Annotated in this window: 27 protein-coding genes; 13 read left to right on the top strand and 14 right to left on the bottom strand. The window is 73.0% G+C overall.

Translation table 11 applies throughout. The features are described 5' to 3' along the window. Positions 1-135: 135 nt before the first annotated feature. Positions 136-798: a class I SAM-dependent methyltransferase gene (locus ACJ9NR_RS35810; RefSeq protein WP_412492454.1), complete on the bottom strand. Its 663-nt coding sequence runs from the start codon at positions 796-798 to the stop codon at positions 136-138. Positions 799-888: 90 nt separating this feature from the next. Here ACJ9NR_RS35810 and ACJ9NR_RS35805 point away from each other — a divergent pair, with 90 nt between their 5' ends. Beyond that, entirely contained in the window at positions 889-1,530 is a 642-nt protein-coding gene (locus ACJ9NR_RS35805; protein ID WP_412492453.1) for a TetR/AcrR family transcriptional regulator, read from the top strand. A gap of 283 nt (positions 1,531-1,813) precedes the next feature. Here the strand turns inward: ACJ9NR_RS35805 and ACJ9NR_RS35800 are convergent, their stop codons facing one another. Further along, a complete protein-coding gene (locus ACJ9NR_RS35800) occupies positions 1,814-2,833 on the bottom strand; it encodes a cation diffusion facilitator family transporter (RefSeq protein WP_412492452.1) in 1,020 nt (339 codons plus the stop codon). A gap of 318 nt (positions 2,834-3,151) precedes the next feature. Here ACJ9NR_RS35800 and ACJ9NR_RS35795 point away from each other — a divergent pair, with 318 nt between their 5' ends. Beyond that, a complete protein-coding gene (locus ACJ9NR_RS35795) occupies positions 3,152-4,516 on the top strand; it encodes an alkaline phosphatase (RefSeq protein WP_412492451.1) in 1,365 nt (454 codons plus the stop codon). Between the two features lie 36 nt (positions 4,517-4,552). On the opposite strand, the gene ACJ9NR_RS35790 is transcribed toward ACJ9NR_RS35795, so the two are convergent. Together ACJ9NR_RS35790 and ACJ9NR_RS35785 are read right to left on the bottom strand one after the other, a co-directional pair. Beyond that, the gene (locus ACJ9NR_RS35790; RefSeq protein ID WP_412492450.1) at positions 4,553-4,768 is read right to left on the bottom strand and encodes a hypothetical protein; all 216 of its coding nucleotides are present in this window, start codon (positions 4,766-4,768) and stop codon (positions 4,553-4,555) included. 343 nt (positions 4,769-5,111) lie between these two features. Next, complete coding sequence (locus tag ACJ9NR_RS35785) at positions 5,112-5,720, bottom strand: TetR/AcrR family transcriptional regulator (RefSeq protein WP_412492449.1); 609 nt, start codon at positions 5,718-5,720, stop codon at positions 5,112-5,114. A 46-nt stretch (positions 5,721-5,766) separates the two neighbouring features. Here ACJ9NR_RS35785 and ACJ9NR_RS35780 point away from each other — a divergent pair, with 46 nt between their 5' ends. After that, positions 5,767-6,231 (top strand): SRPBCC family protein, encoded by a 465-nt coding sequence (locus tag ACJ9NR_RS35780; RefSeq protein ID WP_412492448.1) that lies wholly within the window; start codon positions 5,767-5,769, stop codon positions 6,229-6,231. Positions 6,232-6,358: 127 nt separating this feature from the next. Here the strand turns inward: ACJ9NR_RS35780 and ACJ9NR_RS35775 are convergent, their stop codons facing one another. Further along, a complete protein-coding gene (locus ACJ9NR_RS35775; protein ID WP_412492447.1) occupies positions 6,359-7,504 on the bottom strand; it encodes an RNA polymerase sigma factor in 1,146 nt (381 codons plus the stop codon). 5 nt (positions 7,505-7,509) lie between these two features. After that, positions 7,510-7,929, bottom strand: a complete 420-nt coding sequence (locus tag ACJ9NR_RS35770) for a YciI family protein (protein ID WP_412492446.1) — start codon at positions 7,927-7,929, stop codon at positions 7,510-7,512. Positions 7,930-8,219: 290 nt separating this feature from the next. On the opposite strand from ACJ9NR_RS35770, the gene pepN reads away from it, so the two are divergent. Then, positions 8,220-10,655: an aminopeptidase N gene (pepN, locus tag ACJ9NR_RS35765; RefSeq protein ID WP_412492445.1), complete on the top strand. Its 2,436-nt coding sequence runs from the start codon at positions 8,220-8,222 to the stop codon at positions 10,653-10,655. A 66-nt stretch (positions 10,656-10,721) separates the two neighbouring features. Here the strand turns inward: pepN and ACJ9NR_RS35760 are convergent, their stop codons facing one another. Beyond that, positions 10,722-11,588, bottom strand: coding sequence for a lysozyme (locus tag ACJ9NR_RS35760; protein WP_412492444.1), 867 nt, complete (start codon positions 11,586-11,588; stop codon positions 10,722-10,724). 146 nt (positions 11,589-11,734) lie between these two features. Between ACJ9NR_RS35760 and ACJ9NR_RS35755 the strand changes: the two genes are divergently transcribed. Beyond that, complete coding sequence (locus tag ACJ9NR_RS35755; RefSeq protein WP_412492443.1) at positions 11,735-12,667, top strand: PfkB family carbohydrate kinase; 933 nt, start codon at positions 11,735-11,737, stop codon at positions 12,665-12,667. 110 nt (positions 12,668-12,777) lie between these two features. On the opposite strand, the gene ACJ9NR_RS35750 is transcribed toward ACJ9NR_RS35755, so the two are convergent. Together ACJ9NR_RS35750 and ACJ9NR_RS35745 are read right to left on the bottom strand one after the other, a co-directional pair. After that, a complete protein-coding gene (locus ACJ9NR_RS35750; protein WP_412492442.1) occupies positions 12,778-13,212 on the bottom strand; it encodes an OsmC family protein in 435 nt (144 codons plus the stop codon). A 21-nt stretch (positions 13,213-13,233) separates the two neighbouring features. Further along, a complete protein-coding gene (locus tag ACJ9NR_RS35745; RefSeq protein WP_412492441.1) occupies positions 13,234-14,319 on the bottom strand; it encodes a PP2C family protein-serine/threonine phosphatase in 1,086 nt (361 codons plus the stop codon). Between the two features lie 329 nt (positions 14,320-14,648). Here ACJ9NR_RS35745 and ACJ9NR_RS35740 point away from each other — a divergent pair, with 329 nt between their 5' ends. Continuing rightward, positions 14,649-15,071, top strand: a complete 423-nt coding sequence (locus tag ACJ9NR_RS35740) for an ATP-binding protein (RefSeq protein ID WP_412492440.1) — start codon at positions 14,649-14,651, stop codon at positions 15,069-15,071. Between the two features lie 91 nt (positions 15,072-15,162). Here ACJ9NR_RS35740 and ACJ9NR_RS35735 read toward each other — a convergent pair whose 3' ends face one another. Both ACJ9NR_RS35735 and ACJ9NR_RS35730 read right to left on the bottom strand, forming a co-directional pair. Continuing rightward, complete coding sequence (locus tag ACJ9NR_RS35735; protein WP_412492439.1) at positions 15,163-15,663, bottom strand: cysteine dioxygenase; 501 nt, start codon at positions 15,661-15,663, stop codon at positions 15,163-15,165. Beyond that, on the bottom strand, positions 15,660-16,595 hold the full coding sequence (locus ACJ9NR_RS35730) for an amidohydrolase family protein (protein WP_412492438.1): 936 nt from the start codon (positions 16,593-16,595) through the stop codon (positions 15,660-15,662). The genes ACJ9NR_RS35735 and ACJ9NR_RS35730 overlap by 4 nt, the downstream gene beginning before the upstream one ends. A 393-nt stretch (positions 16,596-16,988) precedes the next feature. On the opposite strand from ACJ9NR_RS35730, the gene ACJ9NR_RS35725 reads away from it, so the two are divergent. Then, entirely contained in the window at positions 16,989-17,993 is a 1,005-nt protein-coding gene (locus ACJ9NR_RS35725) for a LacI family DNA-binding transcriptional regulator (protein WP_412492437.1), read from the top strand. A 366-nt stretch (positions 17,994-18,359) separates the two neighbouring features. Here the strand turns inward: ACJ9NR_RS35725 and ACJ9NR_RS35720 are convergent, their stop codons facing one another. After that, a complete protein-coding gene (locus tag ACJ9NR_RS35720; protein WP_412492436.1) occupies positions 18,360-18,947 on the bottom strand; it encodes an anti-sigma factor antagonist in 588 nt (195 codons plus the stop codon). 224 nt (positions 18,948-19,171) lie between these two features. On the opposite strand from ACJ9NR_RS35720, the gene ACJ9NR_RS35715 reads away from it, so the two are divergent. Together ACJ9NR_RS35715 and ACJ9NR_RS35710 are read left to right on the top strand one after the other, a co-directional pair. Further along, positions 19,172-19,513 carry a helix-turn-helix transcriptional regulator gene (locus tag ACJ9NR_RS35715; RefSeq protein WP_412492435.1) on the top strand — a complete coding sequence of 114 codons (342 nt, stop codon included), beginning with the start codon at positions 19,172-19,174 and terminating at the stop codon, positions 19,511-19,513. A 151-nt stretch (positions 19,514-19,664) separates the two neighbouring features. Next, positions 19,665-20,873: a carbohydrate-binding protein gene (locus ACJ9NR_RS35710; protein ID WP_412492434.1), complete on the top strand. Its 1,209-nt coding sequence runs from the start codon at positions 19,665-19,667 to the stop codon at positions 20,871-20,873. Positions 20,874-20,907: 34 nt separating this feature from the next. Here the strand turns inward: ACJ9NR_RS35710 and ACJ9NR_RS35705 are convergent, their stop codons facing one another. Then, positions 20,908-21,606 carry a dienelactone hydrolase family protein gene (locus tag ACJ9NR_RS35705; protein WP_412512752.1) on the bottom strand — a complete coding sequence of 233 codons (699 nt, stop codon included), beginning with the start codon at positions 21,604-21,606 and terminating at the stop codon, positions 20,908-20,910. 199 nt (positions 21,607-21,805) lie between these two features. Here ACJ9NR_RS35705 and ACJ9NR_RS35700 point away from each other — a divergent pair, with 199 nt between their 5' ends. Continuing rightward, the gene (locus tag ACJ9NR_RS35700) at positions 21,806-22,540 is read left to right on the top strand and encodes an FAD binding domain-containing protein (protein WP_412492432.1); all 735 of its coding nucleotides are present in this window, start codon (positions 21,806-21,808) and stop codon (positions 22,538-22,540) included. A gap of 36 nt (positions 22,541-22,576) precedes the next feature. Here the strand turns inward: ACJ9NR_RS35700 and ACJ9NR_RS35695 are convergent, their stop codons facing one another. Continuing rightward, positions 22,577-23,317, bottom strand: a complete 741-nt coding sequence (locus tag ACJ9NR_RS35695) for a GntR family transcriptional regulator (RefSeq protein ID WP_412492431.1) — start codon at positions 23,315-23,317, stop codon at positions 22,577-22,579. Positions 23,318-23,528: 211 nt separating this feature from the next. On the opposite strand from ACJ9NR_RS35695, the gene ACJ9NR_RS35690 reads away from it, so the two are divergent. The 3 genes from ACJ9NR_RS35690 to ACJ9NR_RS35680 are packed head-to-tail and all read left to right on the top strand — an operon-like array spanning position 23,529 to position 26,379. Then, positions 23,529-24,680, top strand: a complete 1,152-nt coding sequence (locus ACJ9NR_RS35690) for an ABC transporter substrate-binding protein (RefSeq protein WP_412492430.1) — start codon at positions 23,529-23,531, stop codon at positions 24,678-24,680. Next, positions 24,677-25,576 (top strand): ABC transporter permease, encoded by a 900-nt coding sequence (locus ACJ9NR_RS35685; protein WP_412492429.1) that lies wholly within the window; start codon positions 24,677-24,679, stop codon positions 25,574-25,576. The genes ACJ9NR_RS35690 and ACJ9NR_RS35685 overlap by 4 nt, the downstream gene beginning before the upstream one ends. After that, positions 25,561-26,379: an ABC transporter permease gene (locus ACJ9NR_RS35680; protein ID WP_412492428.1), complete on the top strand. Its 819-nt coding sequence runs from the start codon at positions 25,561-25,563 to the stop codon at positions 26,377-26,379. Before ACJ9NR_RS35685 ends, ACJ9NR_RS35680 begins: the two co-directional genes overlap by 16 nt. The last annotated feature ends 3 nt before the right edge of the window (positions 26,380-26,382 follow it).

Raw genomic sequence — 26,382 nt, 5'->3', positions numbered from 1 at the left:
CTCCCGAACGGGTGTGGATACAACCGTTGCGGGAGACCCGATCACGGGAAGACGGAAAGCATCTGAAACTTGGTCAACTCTTTGTCCGGAACCTGTCACCGGCCGCGCGGCGGGAGTCGCACGCGACAGGATCCGCTACCGCGCCCGTGCGGCCTGTACGTAATGGAGCCAGGGCCGTACGTCCCCGCGTCCGCGCACCTCGAAACCCGCGCCGGCGATGACACCGTCCAGCAGGTCCACGCGGTTGTGCGCCATGGCGTGGGCCGTTCCGCCGTGCACGAGACGGCGGCCGAGCCGGCTCGTGGGTGGCCGGAACTCCACGACGAGCAGCCGCCCGCCGGGACGCACGACGCGGTACATCTCCCGCAGTGCCGCGGGGCGGAGCTCCTCCGGGAGGTGGTGCAGCATCAGGCTGGTGACGACCGTGTCGTAGGACGCGTCCGGCAGGTCGAGGGACTCCGCGATGCCCTCGCGGTAGACGCAGGGAGCGGCGCCGGGGCGCGGCTTCCTGCGCCGGGCGTACTCCAGGACCGGTGGCGACGGGTCCACACCGGTCACCTCGCCGTCCGGGCCGACCCGTTCGGCCATGTGCCGGGTGAGGTAGCCGGTGCCGCAGCCGACGTCCAGGACCCGGTCGCCCGGCTCGGCGCCGCTGAGTGCGGCGAGGCGGCTGAAGGCGCGCTTGCGGCGGCCGGCGAAGCAGACGTCGCCGCACAGTTCGTAGGCGCGGGGCGTCGCGATGGTCACGCCGGGGGTGTCCGGGCGCGGCTTGCCCTGCATGAGGCGTCCGAGGGACATGGCCTTCCTCCATAACTTAGTCACGACTAAGTACGAGCACTAACTTAGTCGCGACTAAGAAATCCGGCAAGGGCGGCATACGATTGCCTCGTGACCGAGCCCCGCCCCCGCGCGCGCACCCGCACCCGCCTGCCCGCCGCCGAACGGCGCGCGTCGATCCTGGCCGCCGCGACGGCGGTCTTCTCCGAGACCGGCTACCAGCGCGGCAAGGTCTCCGACATCGCCAGGCGGGTCGGCGTCAGCGAACCCGTGGTCTTCCAGAACTTCGGCTCCAAGGCGGCGCTGTACCGGGCGGCCCTCGACCACGTCACGGACGCGGTCTCCGCGCTCCTGCACCAGGCCGCCGACGCGGGCCGGCCCGTCCCCGAGGTGCTGGCGGCCTTCCTCGACCCGGCCCACATGGACCGCTTCCACCAGCCCGGCTCCCACGGCTTCCTGTTCGCCGACGCCACCGCCCTCGCCCACGACCCGGACCTCGGCGAGGCCCTGCGCCAGGTCCACCGGCACTTCGTCACCGCGCTCGCCGACCTGCTGCGGCGCGGGCAGTCGACCGGTGAGGTCCGGGCGGACGTCGATCCGGCCACGGCCGCGTGGTGGCTGGTCTCGCTGCTGGCCGGGCGTTCCTTCCGGGCGGCCGTGGTCGCGGACCGGGACGCCGTGGAGGCCGAGTTGACGAGGATGGCGCTGGAGGCGCTCCTGCCGGAGGGCTCCGGCGGCGACGGGCCCGGGTAGGGCGGGCCGCGGGGACCTGCGGCCGGGCAGTCGGGCAGCCGGCCCGCCGCGCCGACGACGCTGAGGGTACGCGGACGGCCGCGGTTTCCGCGCCGCCGCGGGGGCGTTAGGGACGGCCGGGGCACCAGGGAGCGCCGGGGCCTCGGAGACGCAAGGGCCGACCGGAGACGTAAGGGCCGCCAGAGACCATCCGGGAACATAGAAGCCACAGAGGCCACAGAGACCACAGGACGGCACCCGGGCGGCCGGCGCCGCCCGGTTCCGCCGTGCCGCGCCCCGGGCCTCAGTGTTCGTGCGGGCCGGGGCGGTGGACCGGGCCGTGGGCGTCGTCGCAGTGTTCGGCCGGCTCGATCGGCGGCGAGGTGATCTGGAGCAGGTCCTCGGCGCCGGTGTCCTCACCGAGGTGGTCGACCTGGAGGGTGGCGTGGCCGATGTCGTGCTTGGCGCGCAGGAGCTGCTGGAGGTGGCGGCGGACGGCGTGGCAGTCGCCGCCCGGTTCGACCAGGACGTGCGCGGAGAGGGCGGGTTCACCGGAGGTGATGGTCCAGACGTGGAGGTCGTGGATCTCCACCACCTCCGACTGGGAGGCCAGTTCGTCGCCGATCGCGTCGGGGTCGAAGCCGACCGGCGCGGCTTCCAGGAAGATCCGTCCGGAGTCGCGGACCAGTCCGTAGCCGGCCTTGGCCATCAGGGCGACCACGACGAGGGTGGCGATGGCGTCGGCGCGGTCGAACCCCGTCAGCACGACGATCAGCGCGGCGACCGCCGTGCCGATGAAGGCGAACAGATCGTTGAGGATGTGCTGGTAGGCGCCCTCGACGTTGAGCGAGCTGCGGTTGGCCCTGGAGATGCACCAGGTGGCCAGCACGTTGACGACGATGCCGGTCAGGGCGGTGGCCAGCATCAGACCGCCCTTCACCTCCGGCGGTTCGATCAGGCGGCGGACCGCCTCGTACGCCAGCCAGGTACCGAGCAGCAGCAGGGTCAGGCCGTTGGCCTGCGCGGAGAGGATCTCTGCCCGCTTCAGACCGTAGGTGAAGCCGCCGCGGGCCGGGCGCGCCGACAGCCGCATCGCGATCAGCGCGAGCACGATCGAGGCCGCGTCGGTGAGCATGTGCGCCGCGTCCGAGATCAGGGCCAGCGAGCCGGCGATGATGCCGACGGCCACCTCGGCCGCCATGAACGCCGTGATCAGGCTGAGGGCGATGGCCAGCCAGCGCCGGTCCGCGTCCGCCGACACACCGTGCGAGTGCCCGGCGTGCCCGCCCCCGCCGTGACCGTGGCCGTGCTCGTGATCTTCCATGTCGTACGCCTACCCCCTCGCAGCCGCTTTCCGGATCTGAAGTCAAACGCACGGTGGGCACAATCTCCAAAGGCTGCACCGGTGACCGTTGTCATCACCGTTAACGCGGCCCTGAACTGCGGAAACGTCACAACGCACGAGCCTGCTCCAGGCACCTCGCCGCAGTCCCGCCGCACCTCCGCTCGTGTCATGTCCCGGATGCGCGTACAAGACCATCCATTTACTTTCCCTTTGCCGAAGCCTGGTGATGTGGTGGCCGTTGGTCACCGCGTCCGCCTCCGGGACGCGGGACACCGGACATCTCAAGGAGCCTCATCGATGCCCAGACTCACCCGCCGTCACCTCACGATCGCCACCGCCGTGGTCGCCGCGGCCTCGGCGGCCGTCGCCGTCACGACCGTCGCCGGGGCCTTCGACGGCGCACAGCACGCGAAGAACGCGATCCAGAGCGGGAGGGCGAAGAACGTCATCCTGCTCATCGGTGACGGCATGGGCGACTCCGAGATCACCCTCGCCCGTGACTACACCGTCGGTGCCGACGGCCGGCTGAACATGGACAGGTTCCCGCTCACCGGCGCGTACACGACGTACGCGGTGCACGAGGACGGCACGCCGGACTACGTCACCGACTCCGCCGCCGGCGGCACCGGCTGGGCCACCGGGGTGAAGACGGTCAACGGCCGCATCTCCAAGACGCCGGGCAGCGACAAGCCCGTCCGCACCGTCCTGGAACTGGCGCAGCGCAACGGCTACGCCACCGGCAGCGTGACGACCTCGGAGCTCACCGACGCCACCCCGGCCGTGCTCGCCTCGCACGTCACCGACCGCTCCTGCCAGGGTCCGGCCGACATGGCGAACTGCCCCGGCGACACCATCGCGGCCGGCGGGCCCGGCTCGATCGCCGAGCAGTCCGTCGACCACCGGGTCGACGTCCTCCTCGGCGGCGGCAAGCGGCGCTTCGACCAGAAGGTCACCGACGGCAGGTACAAGGGCCTGACCGTCTCCCAGCAGGCGCAGAAGCTCGGCTACCAGGTGGTCACCGACAGCGCGGGCCTGAAGAGCGTGAAGGCCGGCAAGCCGGTGCTGGGCCTGTTCGCCTCCGGCAACGTGCCCGTCGAGTGGACCGGCAAGGCGGCCGCGGTCGGCGGCACCGACCCGCAGCGCTGCGTCACCTCCAACCCCGACCGCCCCGCCACGGCCCCGAGCCTGGCCGACTCGGCCACCACGGCGATCCGGCTGCTGGAGGCCAAGCAGAAGTCCAGGCACTCCGAGCGGGGCTTCTTCCTGCAGATCGAGGGCGCCTCGATCGACAAGCAGGACCACGCCGCGGACCCCTGCGGCCAGATCGGTGAGACGGCCGCCTTCGACCGTGCGGTGAAGGTCGCCCGCGACTACGCCGCCAAGCACCCGGACACCCTCGTGGTCACCACCGCCGACCACGGCCACACCAGCCAGATCGTCCCGCTGGAGGCCACCCCGCCCGGCCTGTCCTCCACCCTCGTCACCGACGAGGGCCAGCAGCTGAAGGTCAACTACTCGACCAACACCCCGGGCCGTTCCCAGGAGCACACGGGCACCGAGGTCCGCATCGCCGCCCAGGGCCCGATGGCGTACCGCGTCCTCGGTGTCACCGACCAGACCGACCTGTTCACGACGATCCGCGAGGCCCTGCGCCTGCGCTGACGTGGCAGCACCCTCCGGGGGGAACGGCCGCGGCGCTCAGTGGCCCCACACGTCCGCGCCGCCGCCGCGCCACTCGATGAGCGCGGAGCGGGCGACGTCCATCTCGTCCCAGTCCTGCAGCCCGGCCTCCTGGAGGAAGGCGGCGACGTCCAGGAGCCCGTAGGCCAGGCCGACGAAGTGGCCGCCGATGCGGACGCGGCGGCCGCCGTCATCGGTGGGCGGGTAGATGACGACGGGTCGGTCAGGGGCCATGATCCAAGCGTGCGGCCCGGACGCGCGGTGCGCACGCGGGACGCCTGTGACGCCGACCCGGCCCGCGCCCTCGACGCGCCCGGGGCCTCCGCCGAGTCCGCCGCACGCGGCGTCCTCGACGGCGTGGGGAGGGGCGGGGAGGACATCCTGCCCGATCCCGTGTCGGCCTCGACGGCGGCGGCTGGCGTGGTGGCGCGGCCAAGGCGCACGAGCGCCGCCACGCGGCCCCGGCGGAGGAGGCGCACGCCGCCCGGGGCGGTGCCGAGGCGGCCCAGCGGCGGTCTGGCGGACACCGCCGCCAGGCCCCTCAGGGTCTTCAGGGTCTTCAAGGTTTTCAGGGTCTTCAGTCCGAGCCGTAGTACAGCCGGAGGAACTCCTCCATCGCCGCGTCCACTCCGGCGCGGTCACCGGTGGCGAGCAGGTCGAGCAGGAGGCCGCGGACCGTGGCGAGGCCGAGCCTGGCGCGGTTCCGGGCCGTGGCGGGGTCCGCCCCCGCGGCGGTCTCGGCGGCCACGAGCGGCTCCAGCCAGTCCGTGACGAGTCCGTCGAGAACGGGCACGGCCTCGGGGCGGCCCCGCAGCGCATGGCCGTAGATCTCGAAGAAGAGCCGTTCCTGGCCGGCCAGCCGGGGATCCGTCAGCTGCCGCCACAGCAGCCGGGCGGCATCGGCGGGCGAGCGGCCGGGATCCGAGCGCAGTCGGGACAGCAGATCCCGCTGGCGCTGCTCCGAGGCGCGGACGATCTCCACGAGCAGCCGCTCCTTGGAGCCGAAGTAGTGGATCAGCATGCGGTGACTGACACCGATCGCGGCGCCCAGGCCGCGCAGGCTCAGGTCGGCGATGCCGTGGGCCGCGACGTGGTCGACCGCCGCGTCCACCAGCCGTGCGCGCCGGTCCCGGTCCGTGCCGCGCCCGGCGCCGCCCTCCGGGCGCGTGTCGTTCGTGCTCACCACGCCGCGAGTGTACCAATCGGTACATGGCGCATGTACCGTGTGGTACATGAAGCCTGTCACCGTGTCGGCCGACGTGCCGCAGACGCCCGAGCAGGTCTACGACTTCCTCGATGTCATGGCTCACCACGAGTCGTTCACCGACCACTACCTGACCGACTGGCGCCACGGCGGCCCCGACCGCGGCGTCGGCTCGCGCGCCACGGTCACCGCCGCACTGGGCGGCACCAGGACCGACGTGGCCATCGAGGTGGTCGAGGCCGACGCTCCACGGCGCATCGTCGAGCGCAACGTCAGCGCGGCCGGCCGGCGCCTGGCCCACGGCACCTACACCGTCGAGCCGCTGCCGACCGGCGGCAGCCACGTCTCGTTCACCTACGCCTGGGAGCGCGCCCCGGTCGCCGACCGGCTGCTGGCGCCCGTCGTACGGGCGGTGATGCGGCGCGCCAACCGCACGGTCATGCGGCGCCTGGCCGCCGAGTTGGCCCGCCGCGAGTCCGCCGCCGGCTCCTGACTGCCGCACGCGCCGGGACGGTCACGACACCGCGCGTGCTGGCGCGTCAGGCAGACGTGCCCCCTCTGCCCGGACGGAGGCCGCGGGGCGGCGCGCCGGTCCTTCCGGCATTCCGGGGGCGGTCGCGTCAGTGGCCGCGCCGCGAGTTGAGCCGGGCCGCCTGACGGGTGAGGTGGTCGCGTTCGGCGAGGTTGAGCGCCTTGTGGGCCGCCTCGGCGTACAGCCGTGCCGCCGTGTCCAGGTCTCCGTCGCGCTCGTGGAGGTGTGCCGCGACCGCCGTGTGGCGAGGCAATGAGGCGTCCAGCTCGGCCAGCGCGGCGAGTCCCGCGCGTGGTCCGTCGGCCTCTCCGACGGCGACCGCGCGGTTGAGACGGACGACCGGGCTGTCGGTCAGCCGGACGAGCTCGTCGTACCACTCGACGATCTGCACCCAGTCGGTCTCCTCGGCGGTGGGCGCGTCGGCGTGCAGCGCGGCGATGGCGGCCTGCGCCTGGAACTCGCCCAGCCGGTCGCGGGCGAGGGCGGCCTGCAGGATCACGACACCCTCCGCGATCGCCTCGGTGTCCCACCGGCCGCGGTCCTGCTCGGCGAGCGGCACGAGGCTGCCGTCGGACGCGGTCCGGGCGGCACGCCGGGCGTGGTGGAGCAGCATGAGGGCGAGCAGCCCCGCCACCTCGGGGTGATCGATGGCCGCGGCGAGCTGCCGGGTGAGCCGGATGGCCTCGGCGGCGAGGTCGACGTCGCCCGAGTAGCCCTCGTTGAAGACGAGGTAGAGGACGCGCAGCACGGTGGCGACGTCGCCGGGCCGGTCGAACCGCACACCGGAGACGGTGCGCTTGGCCCGGCTGATCCGTTGCGCCATGGTCGCCTCGGGCACCAGGTAGGCCCGGGCGATCTGGCGGGTGGTCAGCCCGCCCACCGCGCGCAGCGTGAGCGCCACCGCGGACGACGGGGTCAGGGAAGGGTGGGCGCACAGGAAGTAGAGCTGGAGCGTGTCGTCCACACCGGAGGCGGGGCCGGGCGCCGGTTCCTCGTCGACGCGGTCCTCGCGTCTGCGGCGGGCGGACTCCGCCCGGGTCGCGTCGAGGAACTTGCGCCAGGCCACGGTGATGAGCCAGCCCTTGGGGTCGCGCGGCGGGTCGGCCGGCCAGGCGCGCAGCGCCTCGACCAGCGCGTCCTGCACGGCGTCCTCGGCCGCGGCGAAGTCGGCTCCGCGGCGGACGAGGACGGCGAGCACACCGGGTGTGAGGCCGCGGAGCAGAGTCTCGTTCATCGGCGTCACGTGCAGGGACACTCCATGACGGTGTGCGACGCGCCCAGGAACGGGCGCAGTTCGAGCCACTCGTGGATCGGCTTGCCGCCCGCCCCGGGGGCGGCCGACAGTTCCGCGGCCAGTTCGAGGGCCCGCTCGTGGCTGTCGACGTCGATCACCATCCAGCCCGCGATGAGGTCCTTGGTCTCGGCGAACGGGCCGTCGGTGACCGGCGGACGCCCCTCGCCGTCGTACCGTACGAACGTGCCCTCGGGGGCGAGCGCCTGGCTGTCGACGAACTCGCCGGTCTCCTCGAGCCGGGCCGCGAAGTCGTTCATGTACTTCACGTGCGCCGAGATCTCCTCCGGCGTCCACTGGTCCATCGGCACGTCGTTGACCGCCGCGGGAGCGCCCCGGTAGTGCTTGAGCAGCAGGTACTTGGCCATCGTGTCTCTCCTCGGTGCTGGTGCGCCCCATTGTGGTGGCGTTCACCCCGGGGACGGAGCAGGTCGGCGGTTCTCGACATCGCCACCGCGGTCCTTTTCGGGTCGGGCGGAGTCCACAGCGGTTCGACGGCGCCCCGGGGGGTACGGGGAACTGCGCGACCGGCCACGACGGCGCTGCGGCCGTGGACCTCGGACCTCGGACCGTCAGACCTGAGGACCCGGAAAAATCCCTGCGCTCCCCGCCCCACTCCGTCATACGCTTGCGCCCGCCGTCCGGAGAGGGAGAACGCATGGGGATCCGAAGCCTGACCCGCGCCGAGGCCGAGCGCCGGGCCGCGCTGCTGGCCGTCGAGCGCTACGACGTGGACATCGACCTCACCGCCCTGCCCGACGGCCCCGAGGTCCGCTGCGTCTCCACCGTGACGTTCACCTGCCGCGAGCCGGGCGCGGAGACCTTCGTGGACTGCGCGGCACAGGTGGTCGGCGCGACCCTCAACGGCACGCCGGTCTCCCCCACCGGCGACGGCCGCATCCCGCTGCCCGGCCTGGCCGCGCACAACGTGCTGCGCGTGGAGAGCGTGCAGGCCGACACCGCGACCGGCGAGGGGGTGCACACGGCCGTCGATCCCGCGGACGGCGAGGTCTACGTGTGGATGAGCTTCGAGCCGGACCAGGCCCGGTACGTGTGGGCGTGTTTCGACCAGCCCGACCTCAAGGCCCCGCACGCCTTCACCGTCACGGCCCCGTCCGCGTGGACCGTCACGAGCAATTCCGGTGACGCGCGCGTGGAGGAGCGGGGCGCGGCCCGCCGCTGGGTCTTCCCCGACACCCCGCCGCTGGCCGTGTACAACACCGTGGTCAACGCGGGCCCCTTGCACGAACTGCGCCGCGAGGCCGACGGGCACGACCTCGGCCTCTACGCCCGCCGGTCCCTCGCGGAGGTCCTCGAACGGGACGCCGAGGAGATCTTCACCCTGACCCGCCAGGGTCTGGCCTTCTACGGCGAGGCCTTCGCGATGCCGTTCCCGCAGCGCAAGTACGACCAGGTGTTCATGCCGGAGTTCGGCGGCGCGATGGAGAACTACGGCTGTGTGACCTGGTCGGACGGCTTCCTGCGGCGGGCCGCTCCGACGCACGCCGAGCGTGAGCTGCTGGCCGTGGTGCTGCTGCACGAGATGGCGCACATGTGGTTCGGCAACATCGTCACCATGCGCTGGTGGGACGATCTCTGGCTGAACGAGGCGTTCGCGGAGTTCGCCTGCCACTGGGCCGCCGAGGGCGCCACCCGGTACACCGACGCCTGGGCGGGCCATCTGGTCGGCGACAAGCTCAAGGCCTACCTGGCCGACCGGGGCCCGGCGTCGCACCCCATCCACCAGCCCGTCCACGACGTCGCGCAGGCCGCGTCGATCTTCGACAACATCACCTATCCCAAGGGTGCCTCCGTCCTCCAGCAGCTCATGACGTACGTGGGCGAAGAGCACTTCCGGGCGGGCATGGCCGCCTACTTCGCCCGTCACGCGTGGGGCAACACCACGCTGCAGGACCTCATCGACGCCCTCGCCAAGGCCAGTGGGCGGGACCTGGACAGCTGGCGTGCGGCCTGGCTCGCGACGGCCGGCACCGATCGCTTCACGGTCGAGCGCGACGGCGAGCGGGTCACCCTGGTCGCCGCCGGCACCCCGCGTCCGCAGGTGCTCGCGGTGGGTGCCTACCGTCGCGACGGCGAGGGGCTGAAGCGTACGGCGCTGGTGCGCGTGGAGGTGACCCGGGACCGTACCGAACTCACCGGGATCCCGGCCGCCGCGGAGGTCCTGCTGATCAACGACGACGACCTCACCTTCGCCACCGCCCGCCCCGACCCCGCCACGAGGGACACGCTGCTCGCCACGGCGGCACAGCTGCCCACGGCCATCTCACGAGGGGTGGCCGCGGCCACCGTCTGGGACATGCTGACCACCGGTGAGGCGTCGGCGGCGGAGGCCGGCCGCTGTGTCACCGGGATCCTGGCGGGCGAGACGTCCGACGCGGTGATCGAGCCGTATCTGACGCTGGCCTCGGACATCGCCGAGCTGTGGGCGCCGCCCGGCGAACGCCCCGCCCTGACCGCGGCGGTGGCGGCCGCCTGCCGCCGTCTGGCCGCCGACCCGGGCCGCCGGCAGGTCGCGCTGCGCGGGCTGGCCCGCACCGCGACCACGGCGGACGACCTGGCCTGGTTGCGCGGACAGGCGGGCGACGACGTCGACCTGCGCTGGCGCGCACTGGTCCGTGAGGCGGAGCTCGGCGGCGACGTCGCCGCCGAGACGGCCCGGCTGCTCGAACGCGACCCGGACCCCGACGCCTGGGTGCGCGCCCTCACCGTACGCGCCGCCCGGCCCGACGCCGAGGCCAAGGCGGAGGTCTGGCAGCGGGTCGCCGTCGAGCGCGCCGTCCCCGTGCACGCGGTCGGCCAGGTGGCGGCGGCCTTCTGGCGTCCCGCCCAGGAGGCGGTCCTGGCTCCGTACGCCCAGCGCTACCTGGGCGCGATCCCCGGCCTGGACCGGGGCGGCATGATCCCGGCGATGGTCTTCACGAACCGCCTCTTCCCACCGCACGCCGTCGACGATTCCTACATCGACGCCGCCCGGCGCGCCGCCGGGGAGGCCGCTCCGGTGGTCCGCAAGACGCTCCTGGAGCGTTCGGACGTCGTCCGCCGGATGCTTCGCTCCCGGAGCCGTACCGCCTGATCGGGCGGCGGGGACGGCCGGCCCGGGGACCGTCGGCGCCGGCGGCACGGCGGGCCGGGCGTGCCTTCAGCCGAGCGCGAACTCGCGGAGCTTGTCCGCGGTGTCGTGGAAGCGGTCGTGGTCGCCGACGTGCGGTCCGGAGGAGGTGTACTGCCACATGGTGTACGACTTCCAGCCCGCCGGGAGCGTCCCCGCCGAGGAGGCGTAGCGGGCGATCCAGAGGGGGTTGGCGCCGAATCCCTTGTAGTTGCCCGTGCAGTCGGACCACCAGGCCGTGGCCGTGTAGATGACGGCGTCGCGGTGGGTGCGGGCCTTGTAGCGCTTCAGGAAGTCGCCGATCCAGGTGACCATCTGGCTCTTGGACATGCCGTAGCAGGCGTCGCCGTAGGGGTTCCACTCGATGTCGAGCGCGCCGGGCAGCGTCCTGCCGTCGGCGGACCAGCCGCCGCCGTGGGCGAGGAAGTAGTCGGCCTGTGCGGTGCCGCCGGCGGTGTCGGGTGTGGCGAAGTGGTAGGCACCCCGGACCATGCCGACGCCGTAGGGGCCGTTGTACTGCTGGGTGAAGTAGGGGTTGGTGTAGTACGTCCCCTCCGTGGCCTTCGTGTAGGCCCATCTGACGCCGCTGCTCCAGAGGGTGGGCCAGGCGACGTCGCCCTGGTAGCTGGCGACGTCGACGCCCTCGGCACGGGTCACGCGCAGGGCCGGGGTGGCCTCGGGCACGGTGCCGCCGTCCTCGTGGGCGCGGACCCCGATGCCCATGTAGGCGCTGCCGCGCTTGGGGGCGGGGCCGGGCCCCGGGGGTGTGAGGTCATCGGCTGCCGCGAGCGTGGCCGGCAGTCCGGACAGGCAGAGGAGGAGGCCGGCCAGGGCGGCGACGAGACGCCGTCGTGGGCGGCCGTACTGGGGAGATATGGAGCTTCGCACGTGTTCCATCTGAACCCGGGATGTTTCGCACCGCACGTCAAGTACCGCCCAACGAAGGCGTTCCGGCGCCGACGCGGTGTTCTTCCGGCGGCCCGCCGCCCTTTCCGGCGCTTCGTACACTGGCCGCGGGTCCGGGCGGGAGGAGGTGCTGGCGGGTGGAGCCGGCGAGGAGAGGACGTCCCGAAGGGCTGTTCGTCGGCCTGTGCACCCTGGACGTCATCCAGCTCGTGGACCGCGTACCGGCCGCCGACGAGAAGCTGACGGCCCGTGAACAGGTCGTCGCCGCGGGCGGCCCGGCGGCCAACGCCGCCGCCGCGTTCAGCCACTTGGGTGGCGCGGCCAGGTTGCTCACGGCGGTCGGTTGCCATCCCCTGGGCCGCGCGGCCACGGCGGACCTCGACCGGCTCGGGGTGACCGTGACGGATCTGGCGGCCGGCTCGCCCGAGCCGCCCGCCGTGTCCTCCATTCTGGTGACCGCCTCCAGCGGGGAACGCGCCGTCGCCTCCACGAACGCCTCCGGCCACCGGCTCACCCCGCCCGACACCCTCGACGCGTTGGTGGCGGCCTGCGACGTCGTCGAGTTCGACGGCCATCACATGGAGCTGGCGCTGGCCGCGGCCCGGGCGGCACGTGCGGCCGGACGGGTGACCGTCCTGGACGCGGGCAGCTGGAAGGCCGGCACGCGGGAGCTGCTGCCGCTGATCGACGTGGTCGTCTGCTCGGCCGACTTCCACCCGCCCGGTGTGCGCACCGTGGCGGACACCCTGCGGTTCCTGCGCCGGCACGGGGTCGTGTGGTCGGCCGTGAGCCGCGGGGGCCGGCCCATCGTCTGGGCGGGCCCCGACGGCGGCGGCACCGTGGAGGTGCCCGCGGTGCGGGTGGCGGACACGCTGGGGGCGGGCGACGTCCTGCACGGTGCCCTCGCCCGTCACCTGGCCGCCGTCGGGGGCCGGCTCACGCCGGAAGGCTTCGCCGGAGCGCTCCGCGGCGCGGCCGCGGTGGCCGCTCGGGCGTGCGCCTCGTTCGGCACCCGGGCGTGGATGCGGGAGGGGGACGGCGCCTGGCCCGGACCCGGACGCGAGAGGTGACACCGCACGCGCCCGGCCCCCGGCTCCCGACCGGCGGCACGCCCCGCTCCCGCCGCCGCGGCCGGGAACGGGCGCGGGCCACCGGCACGCGCCCCGGAGCTGCCGTTCCGTCAGGTGTCCTGCACGGTCGCCGTCACGGGCGTGCCGATCTCGATGGTGCGGCTGACCGTGCAGAGCCGGTCGTGGGAGGCCTTGACCGCCCGGGGGAGGATCGCCCGGGCGCGGTCGCCTCCCTCGCCGCCGGGGAAGACGACGGTGAAGGTGACCGCGAGGTCGGTCATCCGGTTGCCGAGGTCGTCGCCGACCTTGGTGCCGGTCACCTTGACGGTGAAGCCGGCGGGCTCGGCGTGCCGGCTGGTGGCGACGTCGACGTCGACCGCCGTGCAGCCGCCGATCGCGGCGAGCAGCAGCTCGACCGGGGTGAACTCGGAATCCGGTGCGGAACCGCCGCCGAAGCGGATCGTGCCGCCGCGCGCGTTCGTGGCGACGAAGTGTCCGGTGCCGGATCGCTCGACGGTGACGGAGCGCAGGGAGTCTTCGGTCATGGCGACGACCCTAACGCCACGTCACCGGCCCCCGGCCCGTTCGCCGGGCGTGTGCCGGTGATAGCGCAGCAGGAGCATCGCCGCGTCGTCGTGGGGCGGGCCCGCGGTGTACCGGACCAGGTCCTCACGCAGGGCGTCCAGGGCGCTGCGGGCGTCGGAGTCCTTCAGCAGGCCGGCCCGGTCGCCGAGCGGGTAGAACTCGCCGTGCCGGTCGCGGGCCTCGCTCACGCCGTCGGTGTACAGCAGCAGCTGCTCGCCCGGCGCGAATCCGGCGGCGAACGGCTTGGGACTGCCTTCCGAGTGCAGCCCCAGCCCGAGGGGCGGCGCGTAGGCCGGCGGCTGCGGGAAGTGGGCGGTGCCGTCCTCACGCACGAGCATCGGCGGCGGGTGGCCGTAGTTGAGGAAGACGGCCTCGTGCCGCGCACCGACCTCGGCGAGGACCGCGGTGACGAACTTCTCCCCCTCCAGCTCGCGGGCCACGCTGCGCTCCAGGCGCTCGCCCAGGCCGACCAGGTCGGGCTCGTCGTGTGCGGCCTCGCGGAACGCGCCGAGCACCACCGCGGCCGTCTCGACCGCGGCCAGCCCCTTGCCCTGCACGTCCCCGACGATCATCCGCACGCCGTGCGGTGAGGCGACCACCTCGTACAGGTCGCCGCCGATCCTGGCCTCCGCGACGGCCGAGGTGTACGACACCGCCGCCTGCAGCGGCCCTGCCGTCAGCGGGACCGGCCGCAGCAGCACGCGCTGGGCGACCTCCGCGATCGAGCGCACGCTGGCGAGTTCGGCCTCCTGGCGTCCGCGCATCACGGCGGCGGCGACGCCCGCGCAGGTCACCCCCACCACCGACACCATCGCCAGGAAGCCGCGGCGCTCCTGGAACAGCCCGTCGTACAGGCCGAGTGCCACGCACAGCAGCAGAGCGGCGAGGCCGAACCACGCCGTGCGCCGCCAACCGCCGACCAGTCCGGCGAAGGCCGGGCCGAGCGACGCCAGCGGCAGGAACCCCACCCCGGGCCCGGAGACGATGTCCGCGACCGCGACCACCGCCATCACCGCGGCGGGCAGCCAGAGCAGCGCCCGGCCGCGCTGCGGCTTCTGTGCGGCCATGACGTGCTCCTCGGTGACCCGGCACCCGGGAGCCGCCTTCCGCAGGGGCCCCTCTTTCACCCTCGGACACTCCACAGAGTGCCAGGTGGTCCGCGAAGGCGGCCTGGATCTTTACCCAATTGAGTCCCAGGGCTGACATTTCCCGACCCGTTCCCGGCCTGTTCCCGGCCCGCGCCCCGCCCGTTCCCGGCGGAGAGGGGCGTCAAGGGTTGCCGATCAAGGGCACAGGGCATCAGCAGTGGGCAGGACCGGCCGCGCGAGACGCAGCGGCCCCCGGTGGGCGGACCGACCGCGGGGAACCGGGTGTCCAGGAGGGGATGTGATCCGCCATGCGTACGCACAGGCGTACCCATGGGCGTTCCGAGCGAGTGGAGTACCTGCTGCTCGACGAGGCCGCGTCGGCGGGCCGGGCGCGAGGGCTCACCTCGAAGTTCCTCGCCCGCTCCCGTGTCCGGACGGGGACGGGACCGGGGCAGATCGACGACGTGAAGCTCGTCGTGTCCGAACTGGTCGCCAACGCCACCCAGCACGGCCGCAGCACCTGCCGGCTCAGGCTGCACGTGTCCCGCAAGCGGGTGACGGTCGAGGTCTACGACCACAGCCCGCTCCCGCCGCGCGTACGGCCGTTCACGGCGGACGGCGAGCACGGGCGCGGACTGGCCCTGGTGCGCTGCCTGGCGCAGCGTCTGGACGTCGCGGCGGTGACCGGGGGCGGCAAACGGGTGCGCGCGGTACTCGCCCTGCCGTCCTAGGGTTTCGAAAGCAGCGTCGTCCGCCCGCAGGGCAGGCGGGACTTTCGAAACACGCCCCCAGGGCCGCCGAACGTCCGCGCGCGCCTCGCGGTCAGGCGGCCGGCGTCTCCAGGGGCCGCAGTTCGTCCGCGTACGACACGGACAGGCGGCGCATCAGGCCGTCGGCGGAGATGTCGTACTGTCCAAGGCGCCACAGCGGCGGCGAGTAGGCGTGGATCGACACGGCGTCGTCGCTCGCGCCGGTGAGCCGGTGGATGTGCTCGGGCCCGAAGCAGAAGGACTCTCCCGCACGGAAGGTGACGGAGCAGTGGCGGCCGCCGATGCGCGGCGTGGACTCGTCGAGTTCGCCCTGGACGACGGTGACGGCGCCCGCGGAGGTGTCGTGGTCGTGCCAGCCGGTGTCGTTCTGCCGGGTCCAGCACAGCAGCCAGACGTCGACGTAGGCGTCGCGGTGCAGGGACGCGTAGTGCCGCTTGCTGTCGGAGAAGGCCACGTGGGCCCGCCACAGGTCCGGGCGGGCGGCCAGATCGGTGACGAGCGCCTGGAGTTCGCGCTTGTCGAGGATCCGGTCGGGCAGGGACTCGTACGTCATGAGTGGCTCCTTTCTCGACTGCGTCCGGCATGGGGCACGGCGGGGGCGCGGCCGTGCAGCAGGCGGGCGGGGTTGGCGGTGCGCAGGGCGTGGACGGCGGCGTCCGCGCCGAGGTCGGGGACGACGAGGGGCGCGTAGGGGCGGTCGCTGCCGCTGACGACGACGTCGATGCCCGCGTCCCGGACGAGGGCGTCGACGGCCCGGGTGCCGTAGGAGGAGGTGTCGTAGAAGACGTCGAAGTCGATCTCGCCGCGGCCGCCGCCGCGGGCGGCGAGCCGTTCGCCGTGCAGCGGGGCGAGGCCCGCGAGCGCGGCGAAGCAGACACGCAGGCGCGGGTGGCGGGCGCGGCCGCAGGCGCGGAAGGCGAACCAGGACGCGTGCAGCTGCTGCACGTACGGCACCAGGGCGGGCCACCACGGCGGGGTGCCGGGGGCGGGCGGGGCGGCGCCCGGATGGACGAAGAGCGGCTTGTCGTGGCGCACGAGGACGTCGAGGAGGGGAGCGCAGCGCTCCCAGCCCTCCGCGTCGAGGAGTGCCGTGGCGGGGAGTTGCAGGCCGGCGCAGCCGCGGCGGAGTTCGCGTTCCACGGCGCCGGGGTCCGGTTCGGACAGGCAGCAGGAGGCCCACACGCCGAAGGGGGCCGGGAGGGCGAGGGCGCCGTCGTGGAACGCGGACAGGAGCTCGGCTGCCTCGGTGGGCGGCAGGTGCTCGATGCCGAGGGGGCCGGAGAGGGACACCAGGGCCAGGTCGAGTCCGTCGGCGGCGGCGAGGCGGGTGCGGGCGGCGATGTCGTGGTCGGCCGGGTCGACGCGGTAGGGCGGCTCGCCGGCCAGGTGCAGGGTCCAGCCGTCCAGGCGCGGGGGCGCGGTGCGCGAGCGCAGCAGCTCGACGAGGGCGGGTGGCCAGATGTGCTGGTGGACGTCGGTGGACACGCGGGACGTTCCTCGGGGACGGGCAAGTGCCGGACGGTCGACAGGATGTTGTTAACCGTTTCACTTACGCGGTTAACTTAACCGCTTAACAAGAGCTGCTGTCAAGGGCCCGGCACCGATCCGGTCGGGAGCCCGGCGGAAGCCGGGCGGGAGCCGGGCGGGTTCCTGCCGGGAGCCGGGCGGGATCCTGCCGGGAGCCGGGCGGGATCCTGCCGGGAGCCGGGCGGGATCCTGCCGGGAGCCGGGCGGGATCCTGCCGGGAGCCGGGCGGGTTCCTGCCGGGAGCCGGGCGGGTTCCTGCCGGGAGCCGGGCGCCGTATCAGCCCGCTCGCGCGGGGGCGTTCAGCGGGCCGTGCGCCCCCGGGGCCCCCGCACCCGGGTAGGCTTCCCGGCATGGCCAGGCCCAACAAGCGCACCACCCTCCGGGAGGTGGCCGAGGCCACGGGCCTCTCCACCGCAGCCGTCTCCTACGCACTGCGCGGCAAGCACGTCTCCAAGGAGACCGAGCAACGGGTGCGCAGGGCCGCGGCCGAACTCGGCTACGAGGCCGATCCCATCGCCCGCGCCCTCGCCAGCGGCCGTACCAGCATGGTCGGCGTCCTCGCGGGGGACCTGCGGGACCTGTGGCTGCAGCAGCTGATGGCCGCCATCGGCCGGGAACTGCTGGCCGGCGACCGCTACGCGCTGATCCTGGACGCGGGCGGCGACCCCGACCGTGAGCTCGTGCTCGCCAAGCAGTTGCGCGACCAGCGCGTGGACGCCCTCCTGGTCTCCCCCGTCGACCCCTCGGCGGAGGGCTGGGCCGCCGTCGCGGACGCGTTGCCGGTGGTGGCCGTCGGCGACTCGCTGAGCCGGGCGCGGACGGCCGGCCAGGTCATCTTCGACAACCGGGCCGGCATCGACGCCGTACTGGACTACCTGCACGCACTCGGGCACCGCCGGGTGACCGTGCTGACCCCGACCCGGCCCAGTACGCCGGACCGGCCGGCCGACGTGTACGTGGGCGAGGCGGCCGACCGGCTCGGACTCCGGGTCGAACTGGTCCCCTGCCCGCAGGAGTTGAGCGAGGCGACGGCGGTGGCACGAGGTGTTCTGCAGAGCGCGCACTCGCCGACCGCGGTGTTCTGCTTCTCGGACTCCCTCGCCTACGGCGTGTACGCGGCAGCCGCGGAGGACGCGCTGGAGGTGGGCCGGGACGTGTCCGTGGTCGGCTTCGACGACCACCCGGTGTCGCGGGTACTGACGCCGCCGCTCACCACCGTGGACTGGGGGCTGAGCGAGATCGCGGCGGAGGCGGCGCGGCTGACCGTCGCGGCCATCGAGGGCAAGCGGGTGCGCAGGAAACGGGTGCTGTGCGCGCCGCGGATGCGGGAGCGCGGGTCCACCGTGCGCGCCTGAACCCCCGGGAACCGCCGATGGACCTTCGCAGCATGACCGTCGCGCACCCGTTCACCCGTTGCGCCGCGATCGGCGACAGCCCGAGCGAGGTTATCGGCGACCCCGGTCCGGCGGGCAGCGGGTGCGGCGATTCAGCAGCACATCGCGAAGGCGCCGGGCACTGCGCGCCCGGAGGCGACGGCGCTGCGGACGCCCGACGCCACACACCAGGCGCCACACGCCCGACGCCACACGCCAGGCGGCACACCGCCGACGCCACACACCAGGCGCCACACGCCCGACGCCACACGGCTGACGGCACACGCCGGGCGGCACACGCCGGGCGGCACACGCCGGGCGGCACATCGCGGCACGTCCAGCGGGCGCTCAGGCGTCGGGGCCGCCGTGCTCCCGTACCGCGGCGGCAACATGGCCGGCCAGGGACTCGGGCAGGGCCTCACCCCGAGCGGTCCCCAGCAGGGCGTCGGCGATCACGTGCAGTTCGGAGCGGCTGTGCCGGGAGGCGCTCACCAGGACCCGCCAGGACTGCTCGGCGCTCAGGCGGAACGACGCCATGAGGACGCCCCGCGCCAGGTCGATGCCGACGTGACGCCTCACGGCCCGGTGCATCCGCGCGTTCTCCGCCGCGAGGTCGCCCTCGGCCGGGTCCGGCTCGGCGGGCCCGGCCGCGAAGAGCGTGAGGGTGCCGGAGAGGGCGAGCAGGCGGCTGACCGCCGGACTGCTGGCGGACAGCACGAGGCTCTTGCGCGTCTCGCGGGCGCGGTGACAGGCCTCCAGCAGGACGTTGAGGGCGGAGCAGTCGCAGAAGTCCACGCCCGCGAGATCCAGTTCCAGCCCCCCGGTGGCCCGATCGAGCGCGTCACTCAGCGCCTTCTCCAGCAACTGGTCGCTGTCCAGGTCCAGTTCACCGGAGACGCGGACGACGAGCCGGTCGCCGACCGTGTCGACACTCACCGTCACCGGTTTCGGGACCCGCGCTCGCCGGAACGCGGTGCCGCAGCCGGAGCAGGCCCCCTCGTCCGGGGGAAGAATCGCGTGGTGGGACATTGATGACTCCCGCACGTACCGCCTTCACGACTACTTCTCAGCTTCGTCCCACCCCCGTTTCACGTCAACCAATACACGAAAACAAAAACATCCTTTGCAATACGTGAAACGGCGTATCTATGCTGGATCGCATGGAGCGAGCGCCGGAACCGCATGCAGGATGGACCTTCTTGACCAATCACTCCCGGGTGCTGGCCACCATCGCCCAGGACCACACCACACGCGTCCGCGACATAGCCGCCCGCTGCCGGCTCACCGAGCGGGCCGTCCAGAAGATCATCGCCGACCTCGAAGAGGGCGGTTACCTCACCCACGTCCGGGAGGGCCGCTCCAACGTCTACCGGATCACCTCCGGCACCATCCTGCGCCACCCGGCGGACGCCCCGGCCACCGTCGCCGAACTGCTGGCGGTCCTCGTGCGCCACGAGTCGTCGCACGCCGCCCCGGACGCCGAAGCCCGCGATCAGGTGTGATCCGGGCGCGTTCGCGGGCCGCACACGCATGCAAAGGTAAAAGAATTCTATGGTCCAGACCAAAATGGTCTTTGGTCTAGTCCAACCCATGGACGTCCGTCACGGTACCGCAGGAAGCTGAGGCACTCCCCCACCTCACCGGAGGCACACCGTGAGACGTCTTCGCGCATGTCTGGGCGCGGCAGCCGCAGTTGGACTCACCGCGGCGGGCACCACAGCACTGATGGCAGGACATGCCTCGGGCGCGACCAGCGCGCTCGGCAACCGCTGGTACGCGGCGGCTCCCTATCTGATGCCGCTGGACAACGATCCGCCGGACCCGGCCGCCATCATGGACGCCACCGGCCTCAAGGCCTTCCAGCTCGCCTTCATCCTCGCCCCCAACGGCGGTGGCTGCTCACCCACTTGGGGCGGCACCGCCGCCGTCTCCTCGGACACCGCCGTGCAGTCCGTCATCGACACCATCCGCGGCAAGGGCGGCGACGTGTCCGTCTCCATCGGCGGCTACGGAGGCACCAAGCTGGGCCAGGTGTGCTCGGACGCGGCGGCCACGGCGGCGGCGTACCAGCAGGTCATCACCAAGTACGGGCTGCACGCGATCGACTTCGACCTGGAGGAGCCGGAGTACGAGAACACCGCGGCGATCAAGAACGAGATCGGCGCCGCCAAGATCCTCCAGCAGAACAACCCGGGCCTGTACGTCTCCGTCACGACGGCCGGCACCGCCGACGGCACCGGCTGGTTCGGCAAGCAGATGCTGCTGGAGGCGAAGTCGCAGGGCTTCACGCCCAACAACTTCTCCATCATGCCGTTCGACGGCGGCTTCAACGGCGCGGCCTCGCAGACCAGCGCCCTCACCAACTTCAACTCCATCCTCCAGTCGACGTTCGGCTGGGACCAGGCGACGGCCTACGCCCACGAGGGTTTCTCCGGCATGAACGGGCGCAGCGACAGCGGCGAGATCTTCACGCAGGCGGACTTCCAGACGGTGCTCGACTACGCCACCAGCCACAACATGGACCGGTTCACCTTCTGGTCGCTCAACCGCGACCGCCAGTGCAGCCCGCCGGACAACGGCGGCCGTACGTCCGGCACGTGCTCCAGCGTGGCGCAGAACTCCTGGGACTTCGCGAAGTACTCGGTGAAGTTCGCGGGCGCCACGCCGCCCACCTCGCCCCCCACCCCCACGCCCACGCCGACGCCCACCTCCTGCAAGGGCGCCTGGAGTTCGAGCGCGGTGTACACCGCCGGTGACGAGGTGTCGTACAACAAGCACAACTGGAAGGCCAAGTGGTGGACCCAGAACGAGGCGCCGGCCGCCACCGACTGGGGTCCCTGGCAGGACGAGGGGGCGTGCTGACGCCTGGTCGACGGACCCGCGGTGCCGTTCGCCCCTACAGGTGGACGGCACCCTCCGCCGCGCAGGCCCGAGCCGTCAGCCCCTCGGCGTCCGGGGCCGCCCGCAGCATCTGGACGACGATCTCGGCCGTGGCGCGGTGCCAGTCACGGACGCGCCGGAGCATGGCGTGATCTCCGCCCCCGACCACGACCATGCCGGCCTCCGCCCCCGCCTCGCGGGCCCTGCGCACATAGTCCGCCGACTCGGCGGGAGGGGTCACGTGGTCGCGGTCACCGTGCAGCACCATCAGGCGCACGCCGTCGAGGTGGCGGGCGGAGTCCTGCGGCGGACACCACGGAGCCAGCGCCAGCACACCCCGCACGAGCGGGTGGGAGGCACAGCGCAGCGCCGCTCTGCCTCCCATCGAGTGCCCCACGAGGACCGTGGGCACGTCTCCCGCCCGTCGCCGCAGTTCGTCGAGCGCCCGTAGCGCGTCGGCGGCGGGATCGCCGTCGTTCCAGCCGCGGTAGCGGTAGCGGACCTGGCCGCGCACGACGTCCCGGGGCGCGGCCGCCGCGGCGGCCCGCAGGACCGGGTGCATGCGAAGCGCGGCCAGTTGCCAGGGGCGCGCCGCCCGGTGACTGAGCTCCGCGCCACCGTGCAGGGTGATGATCGCCGCCGACGCCGCTCCACGCGGCGCCTGCCGCACGATCAGCGCGGACTCGCTCCGCTGCACTGCTTCGGCATGTCCCACCGGTACGGCACCCCTCTCATCCGGGCCCCCATCATCCCCCGGGGGTTCCGGGCGGCGGACACCGCGGGGGCGCACGTCGTAGATCAGTGAGCCCTGTACGCGCCTCCACGCAGCTGAGGAAAATGCGCCGTGTCCGCGGCCTCCCGCCCCGGAGGCGCGCGCCTCAGCTCCAAGCCGTCGAGAAAGCAGGTCCGCTCCCGTGCTGCTACGTCTGCCCGAGTCCGTGTCCGAAGCACAGGAATGCGTCGCCGAGGGAGCCGTCCCCGTCGGCGGGGCCACGCTGATCTGGGCCGGCTGGCAACGCGACGGGTTTCCCGAGCGGGCCATGTCGCTGCGCCATGTGCCGGAGGCCAACGTGATCGCGGGCGAGACGCTGGGCGCCGCCGTGGTGCTGGGCCGTATCGACGACCGCGTGCCCGAGGTGCTGCACCGCGCCGCCGCCTCGGTGGGCACGGGAGCCGTACGCCGGACGGCCACCGTCGGCGGCAACATCGTGGGCAGCACGCTGCGCTGCCTGCTGCCCGCCGCGCTGGTGCTGGGTGCCCGGGCGACGGTGCTCGACCGCGACCGGGTCTTCGAGACCGACCTCGCCGAGCTGCTGGCCAAGCACCATCTGCTGCTCCGCCTGCGCTGGCGCGAGCCCGTCACCAGCGGCTACCGCAAGCTGCCCGCCGAGGCGGGCGGTCCGCCGCCGTTCGTCGTCGCCGCCGCGGTGCACACCGGTGACGACGGCCACGGCCGCCTGCACGTCGCGGTCCGCGACGGCTACGACGTGCTCTTCGACGACGTTCCCTGCGGCACGGGCAGCGACGAGGCGATCGGCGCCCTGGGGGCCACGTCGATCGGCACGGTCCACTCCGCGGCCTGGCAGGTCGTGCGCGAGCACGTCACCGAGCTGCTGAGCCGTCCGGTCGGCCGGCCTCCGCGGCGCTGAACGGCGGCGCGGCGCCACGGAGTTCAGGTGCGCCGCTCACTCGGCCGTCTTGCGCGCCAGCGCGTTGTTGTCCATCGAGTTGTGCACGCTGAAGCTCACCGCGTCCGAACGGTAGCGGTCGTCCGACCACTCCACCGGGCGCCCTTCGCGGGTGGTGGTGACGCGTCGGACGCGGAGCAGGGGGCTCGTGCGGCGGATGCCGAGCAGCTCGGCGTCCCGGGCGCCGGCCGCGACCGCGTCGATGACGTGCTCGCCGTAGGCGAAGACCAGGCCCGTGCTGTCGTACAGCAGTTGGGTCACGGACGCGGCGTCCGGGTCGAGGTCCTCGACCGCGGGCGAGATCCAGTCGGCGTAGACGGTGCGCTCGAGCAGGACCGGTTCGCCGTCCAGGCCGCGGACGCGCAGGACGTGCAGCACCGGTGTCCCCTCGCGCAGCTGGAGCCGGGTGGCGTCCTGCGCGCCGGCCGGCAGGTACTCCTGCGCCACCACGTGCCCGGTCGCCTCCCGGCCCATGGCCCGCGCCCACTGGGCGAAGCTGCGCAGCTCGGCGAAGCTCTGACTGCGGCGGCTGGCCAGCACGACCCGGCGGGCGCCCTGCCGGGAGCCGATCAGTCCCTCGGCCGTCAGCGCGGCGACGGCCTGGCGGACGGTGCCACGCGAGACGCCGTAGCGGGCGGCGAGCTCGGCCTCGGAGGGCAGCCTGCTGCCGACCACGTATGCCTCGCGGTCGATCGCCCGCCGCAGTTCGTCGGCGATCTCCTCGTGTCGCGTCCGCACCGTTCCCCTCCGAGTCGACATCTGTGCACAGCGTGATCACCCTAGACGAGAGCCCGCGATGCTCGCACTCATCCCCGATTGTGCAGGGAATCGGGGGTAAAGATTTCGCCACAGTTTACCGAGGCGATACCGCGGGCCGTATTACTGAGGCCAACTTGTTCAGACAAGTTCTCACCCTCGCGCGTCCCCTGCACCCCTTTCTGGAGTCACCGTGTCCCAGCCGAGAACCGTCGCAGTGAGCGGCTCCCTCGCCGTCGTCGCCGCGCTCGCCCTGAGCGCCTGCGGCGCCGCTCCCGACAACGCGTCGACCACCGCCGACGGCAAGAGCGCCGCCACGGCCACCTCCGCGGCCGACTTCGGCGGGCTCGACGCCCTGGTGAAGGCCGCCAAGAAGGAGGGCACGCTGCACGCCATCGCGCTGCCCCGGGACTGGGCGAACTACGGCGCCCTCATCGACGGCTTCACCAGGAAATACGGCATCAAGGTCCAGGTGGAGAACCCCGACGGCTCCAGCCAGGACGAGATCAACGCCGTGACCTCCCGCCAGGGCCAGGACCGCGCCCCGGACGTCCTGGACCTCGGCAGCTCGTTCGCGCTCAGCGCCGCCCAGCAGGGCCTGCTCGCGCCGTACAAGGTGGCCTCCTTCGCCGGCATCCCGACCGCGCAGAAGGACCCGCGGGCCCGCTGGTACAACGACTACGGCGGCTACATCTCCATCGGCTGCGACGCCAAGCGCGTGAAGACCTGCCCGGCCACCTTCGCCGATCTGCTCAAGCCGCGGTACAAGGGTCAGGTCGCGCTCAACGGCAACCCCACCAAGTCGGGTTCGGCCTTCGGCGGCGTCTACGCGGCGGCGCTCGCGAGCGGCGGCTCGTTCGACGACATCCAGCCCGGCCTGGACTTCTTCGCCAAGCTGAAGAAGAACGGCAACTACACGCCCGTGGAGTCGACTCCGGCGACCGTCGAGAAGGGCGAGACGCCGATCAGCATCGACTGGGACTACCTCAACGCCGGTTACGCCGACGAGTTCAAGTCCAAGGGTGTCGACTGGAAGGTGTCGGTGCCGAGCGACGGCAAGTTCTCGCAGTACTACTCCCAGGCGGTCAACAAGGACGCCCCGCACCCGGCGGCCGCCCGCCTGTGGCAGGAGTACCTGTACAGCGCCGAGGGCCAGAACCTGTGGCTGAAGGGCTACGCCCGTCCGGCCCTGATGACGGCCATGGACAAGGCCGGCACGCTCGACAAGGCCGCGGCCGCCAAGCTCCCCGAGGTCTCCGGCACGCCCTCCTTCCCGAGCGAGGCCCAGCAGAGCAAGGCCAAGACGGTCATCTCGCAGGGCTGGGCGAAGGCCGTCTCCGGATGACGGCCACGCTCACGCGGGCCGACGTGGTGACCGCCGCTTCCCCGAGGCGGCGGCGCCGCACCCGCGGCTGGCTCGCCGTCGTACCGCTGCTCGTGTTCACCGCGGTCGCCTTCGGGGTCCCGGCGATCGCCATGCTCGACGGCGCCTTCACGGTCAAGGACCCGGCCACGGGCGCCGGTTCGTACAGCGCGGCGAACCTGACCGCCTCCCTGCGCGGCGCGTACCTCACCGCGCTGCTCGGCAGCGTCAGGCTGTCCGCGGTGTCGGCCGGCATCGCGGCCGTGCTCGGGCTGCCGCTCGCGCAGGTCGTGGTCACCTCCCGGCTCCGGGCGCTGCGCGAGGCCGTGCTCACCGCCTCCGGGGTGCTCGCCAACTTCGGCGGCGTCCCGCTGGCCTTCGCGTTCGTGGCCACGCTGGGCAACGCCGGTGTCCTGACCCGGCACCTGGGCCTCACCGACAAGGGCTGGGACCTCTACAGCTTCTGGGGCCTGGTCATCGTCTACCTGTACTTCCTCGTCCCGCTGATGGTCCTCACCATCACCCCGGCCCTGGAAGGCCTGCGCGCGCAGTGGCGCGAGGCGGCGCAGAACAACGGGGCGACCACCGTGCAGTACTGGCGGCACGTCGCCCTGCCCGTGCTGCTGCCGTCGCTGCTCGGCGGCCTTGTGCTGCTCTTCGGCAGCGCGTTCGCCGCGTACGCCACCGCCACCGCCATGGTGGGCAGTTCGGTCCCGCTGGTCACCCTGCAGATCGCCGACGCCATCTCCGGCAACGTGCTGGTCGGCCAGGAGAACGTCGCGCTCGCCCTCAGCCTCGACATGGTCCTGGTCGCGGGCCTGGTCATGGCCGTGTATCTGCCCCTGCAACGACGGAGCGCGCGATGGCTCGACGCCTGAACCCGTGGCGGTGGCTCGTCCTGGGCCTGGCCGCCGTCTACTTCCTCGTCCCGCTCGCCGCGTCCGTGGTGTTCACCGTCGACGTGCCGGGCCGGGGCGTCACCTTCGACGCGTACCGCGAGATCGTCTCCACCGCCGGCTTCGGCTCCAGTCTGCTGCTGTCCCTCGAACTCGCCGCCGCGACCATCGCACTGGTCCTGCTGCTGATGGTGCCCGCCATGGTCGCGCTCCGGCTCGGCGCGCCCCGGCTGCGGCCGGTGGTGGACGTGGTGTGCTCGCTGCCGCTGGTCGTGCCCCCGATCGCCTTCGTCGCCGGGATCTCCACGGTGCTGAAGTGGGGCCCGGAGTACCTCTCCCGCACTCCGCTGTTCGAGACCTTCGTGGCCGTGCAGAACCCGGACTTCCCGTTCGTGCTCGTCCTCGCGTACGTCGTGATGGCGCTGCCGTTCGTCCACCGGGCCCTGGACTCCGGGCTGCGCGCCGTGGACGTGCGTACGCTCGTCGAGGCCGCCCGCAGCTGCGGTGCCCCCTGGCCGCAGGCCCTGCTGCGGGCCGTGCTGCCCAATCTGCGCGGGGCGCTGCTCAACGCGGCCTTCCTCACCCTCGCGCTGGTCCTCGGCGAGTTCACCGTGGCCCAGCTGCTCGGCTTCCAGCCGTTCGCGGTGTGGATCTACAGCGTCGGCGGCTCGCAGGCCCAGTTGTCCGTCGCCGTGTCCGTGCTGAGCCTGCTCGTCACATGGGCCCTGCTCCTCGCGCTCGCCGGTGTCGGCGGGCGCAACCGTACCGCTTCGTCCCGGGGATGAATG

This window comes from Streptomyces sediminimaris, assembly GCF_047049295.1.
Taxonomy (GTDB): Bacteria; Actinomycetota; Actinomycetes; order Streptomycetales; family Streptomycetaceae; genus Streptomyces; species Streptomyces sediminimaris.
The sequence above is the reverse complement of the archived record's forward strand: the minus strand, read 5'-3'. Positions and strand labels throughout refer to the sequence as shown.

Coding starts and splice junctions, on each gene's coding strand:
- ACJ9NR_RS35715 (WP_412492435.1), top strand. CDS start 19,172: ATGGAGCGAGCGCCGGAACCGCATGCAGGATGGACCTTCTTGACCAAT.
- pepN (WP_412492445.1), top strand. CDS start 8,220: ATGGGGATCCGAAGCCTGACCCGCGCCGAGGCCGAGCGCCGGGCCGCG.
- ACJ9NR_RS35745 (WP_412492441.1), bottom strand. CDS start 14,319: ATGGCCGCACAGAAGCCGCAGCGCGGCCGGGCGCTGCTCTGGCTGCCC.
- ACJ9NR_RS35810 (WP_412492454.1), bottom strand. CDS start 798: ATGTCCCTCGGACGCCTCATGCAGGGCAAGCCGCGCCCGGACACCCCC.
- ACJ9NR_RS35740 (WP_412492440.1), top strand. CDS start 14,649: ATGCGTACGCACAGGCGTACCCATGGGCGTTCCGAGCGAGTGGAGTAC.
- ACJ9NR_RS35795 (WP_412492451.1), top strand. CDS start 3,152: ATGCCCAGACTCACCCGCCGTCACCTCACGATCGCCACCGCCGTGGTC.
- ACJ9NR_RS35735 (WP_412492439.1), bottom strand. CDS start 15,663: ATGACGTACGAGTCCCTGCCCGACCGGATCCTCGACAAGCGCGAACTC.
- ACJ9NR_RS35685 (WP_412492429.1), top strand. CDS start 24,677: ATGACGGCCACGCTCACGCGGGCCGACGTGGTGACCGCCGCTTCCCCG.
- ACJ9NR_RS35725 (WP_412492437.1), top strand. CDS start 16,989: ATGGCCAGGCCCAACAAGCGCACCACCCTCCGGGAGGTGGCCGAGGCC.
- ACJ9NR_RS35800 (WP_412492452.1), bottom strand. CDS start 2,833: ATGGAAGATCACGAGCACGGCCACGGTCACGGCGGGGGCGGGCACGCC.
- ACJ9NR_RS35760 (WP_412492444.1), bottom strand. CDS start 11,588: ATGGAACACGTGCGAAGCTCCATATCTCCCCAGTACGGCCGCCCACGA.
- ACJ9NR_RS35775 (WP_412492447.1), bottom strand. CDS start 7,504: ATGAACGAGACTCTGCTCCGCGGCCTCACACCCGGTGTGCTCGCCGTC.
- ACJ9NR_RS35790 (WP_412492450.1), bottom strand. CDS start 4,768: ATGGCCCCTGACCGACCCGTCGTCATCTACCCGCCCACCGATGACGGC.
- ACJ9NR_RS35750 (WP_412492442.1), bottom strand. CDS start 13,212: ATGACCGAAGACTCCCTGCGCTCCGTCACCGTCGAGCGATCCGGCACC.
- ACJ9NR_RS35680 (WP_412492428.1), top strand. CDS start 25,561: ATGGCTCGACGCCTGAACCCGTGGCGGTGGCTCGTCCTGGGCCTGGCC.
- ACJ9NR_RS35770 (WP_412492446.1), bottom strand. CDS start 7,929: ATGGCCAAGTACCTGCTGCTCAAGCACTACCGGGGCGCTCCCGCGGCG.
- ACJ9NR_RS35780 (WP_412492448.1), top strand. CDS start 5,767: ATGAAGCCTGTCACCGTGTCGGCCGACGTGCCGCAGACGCCCGAGCAG.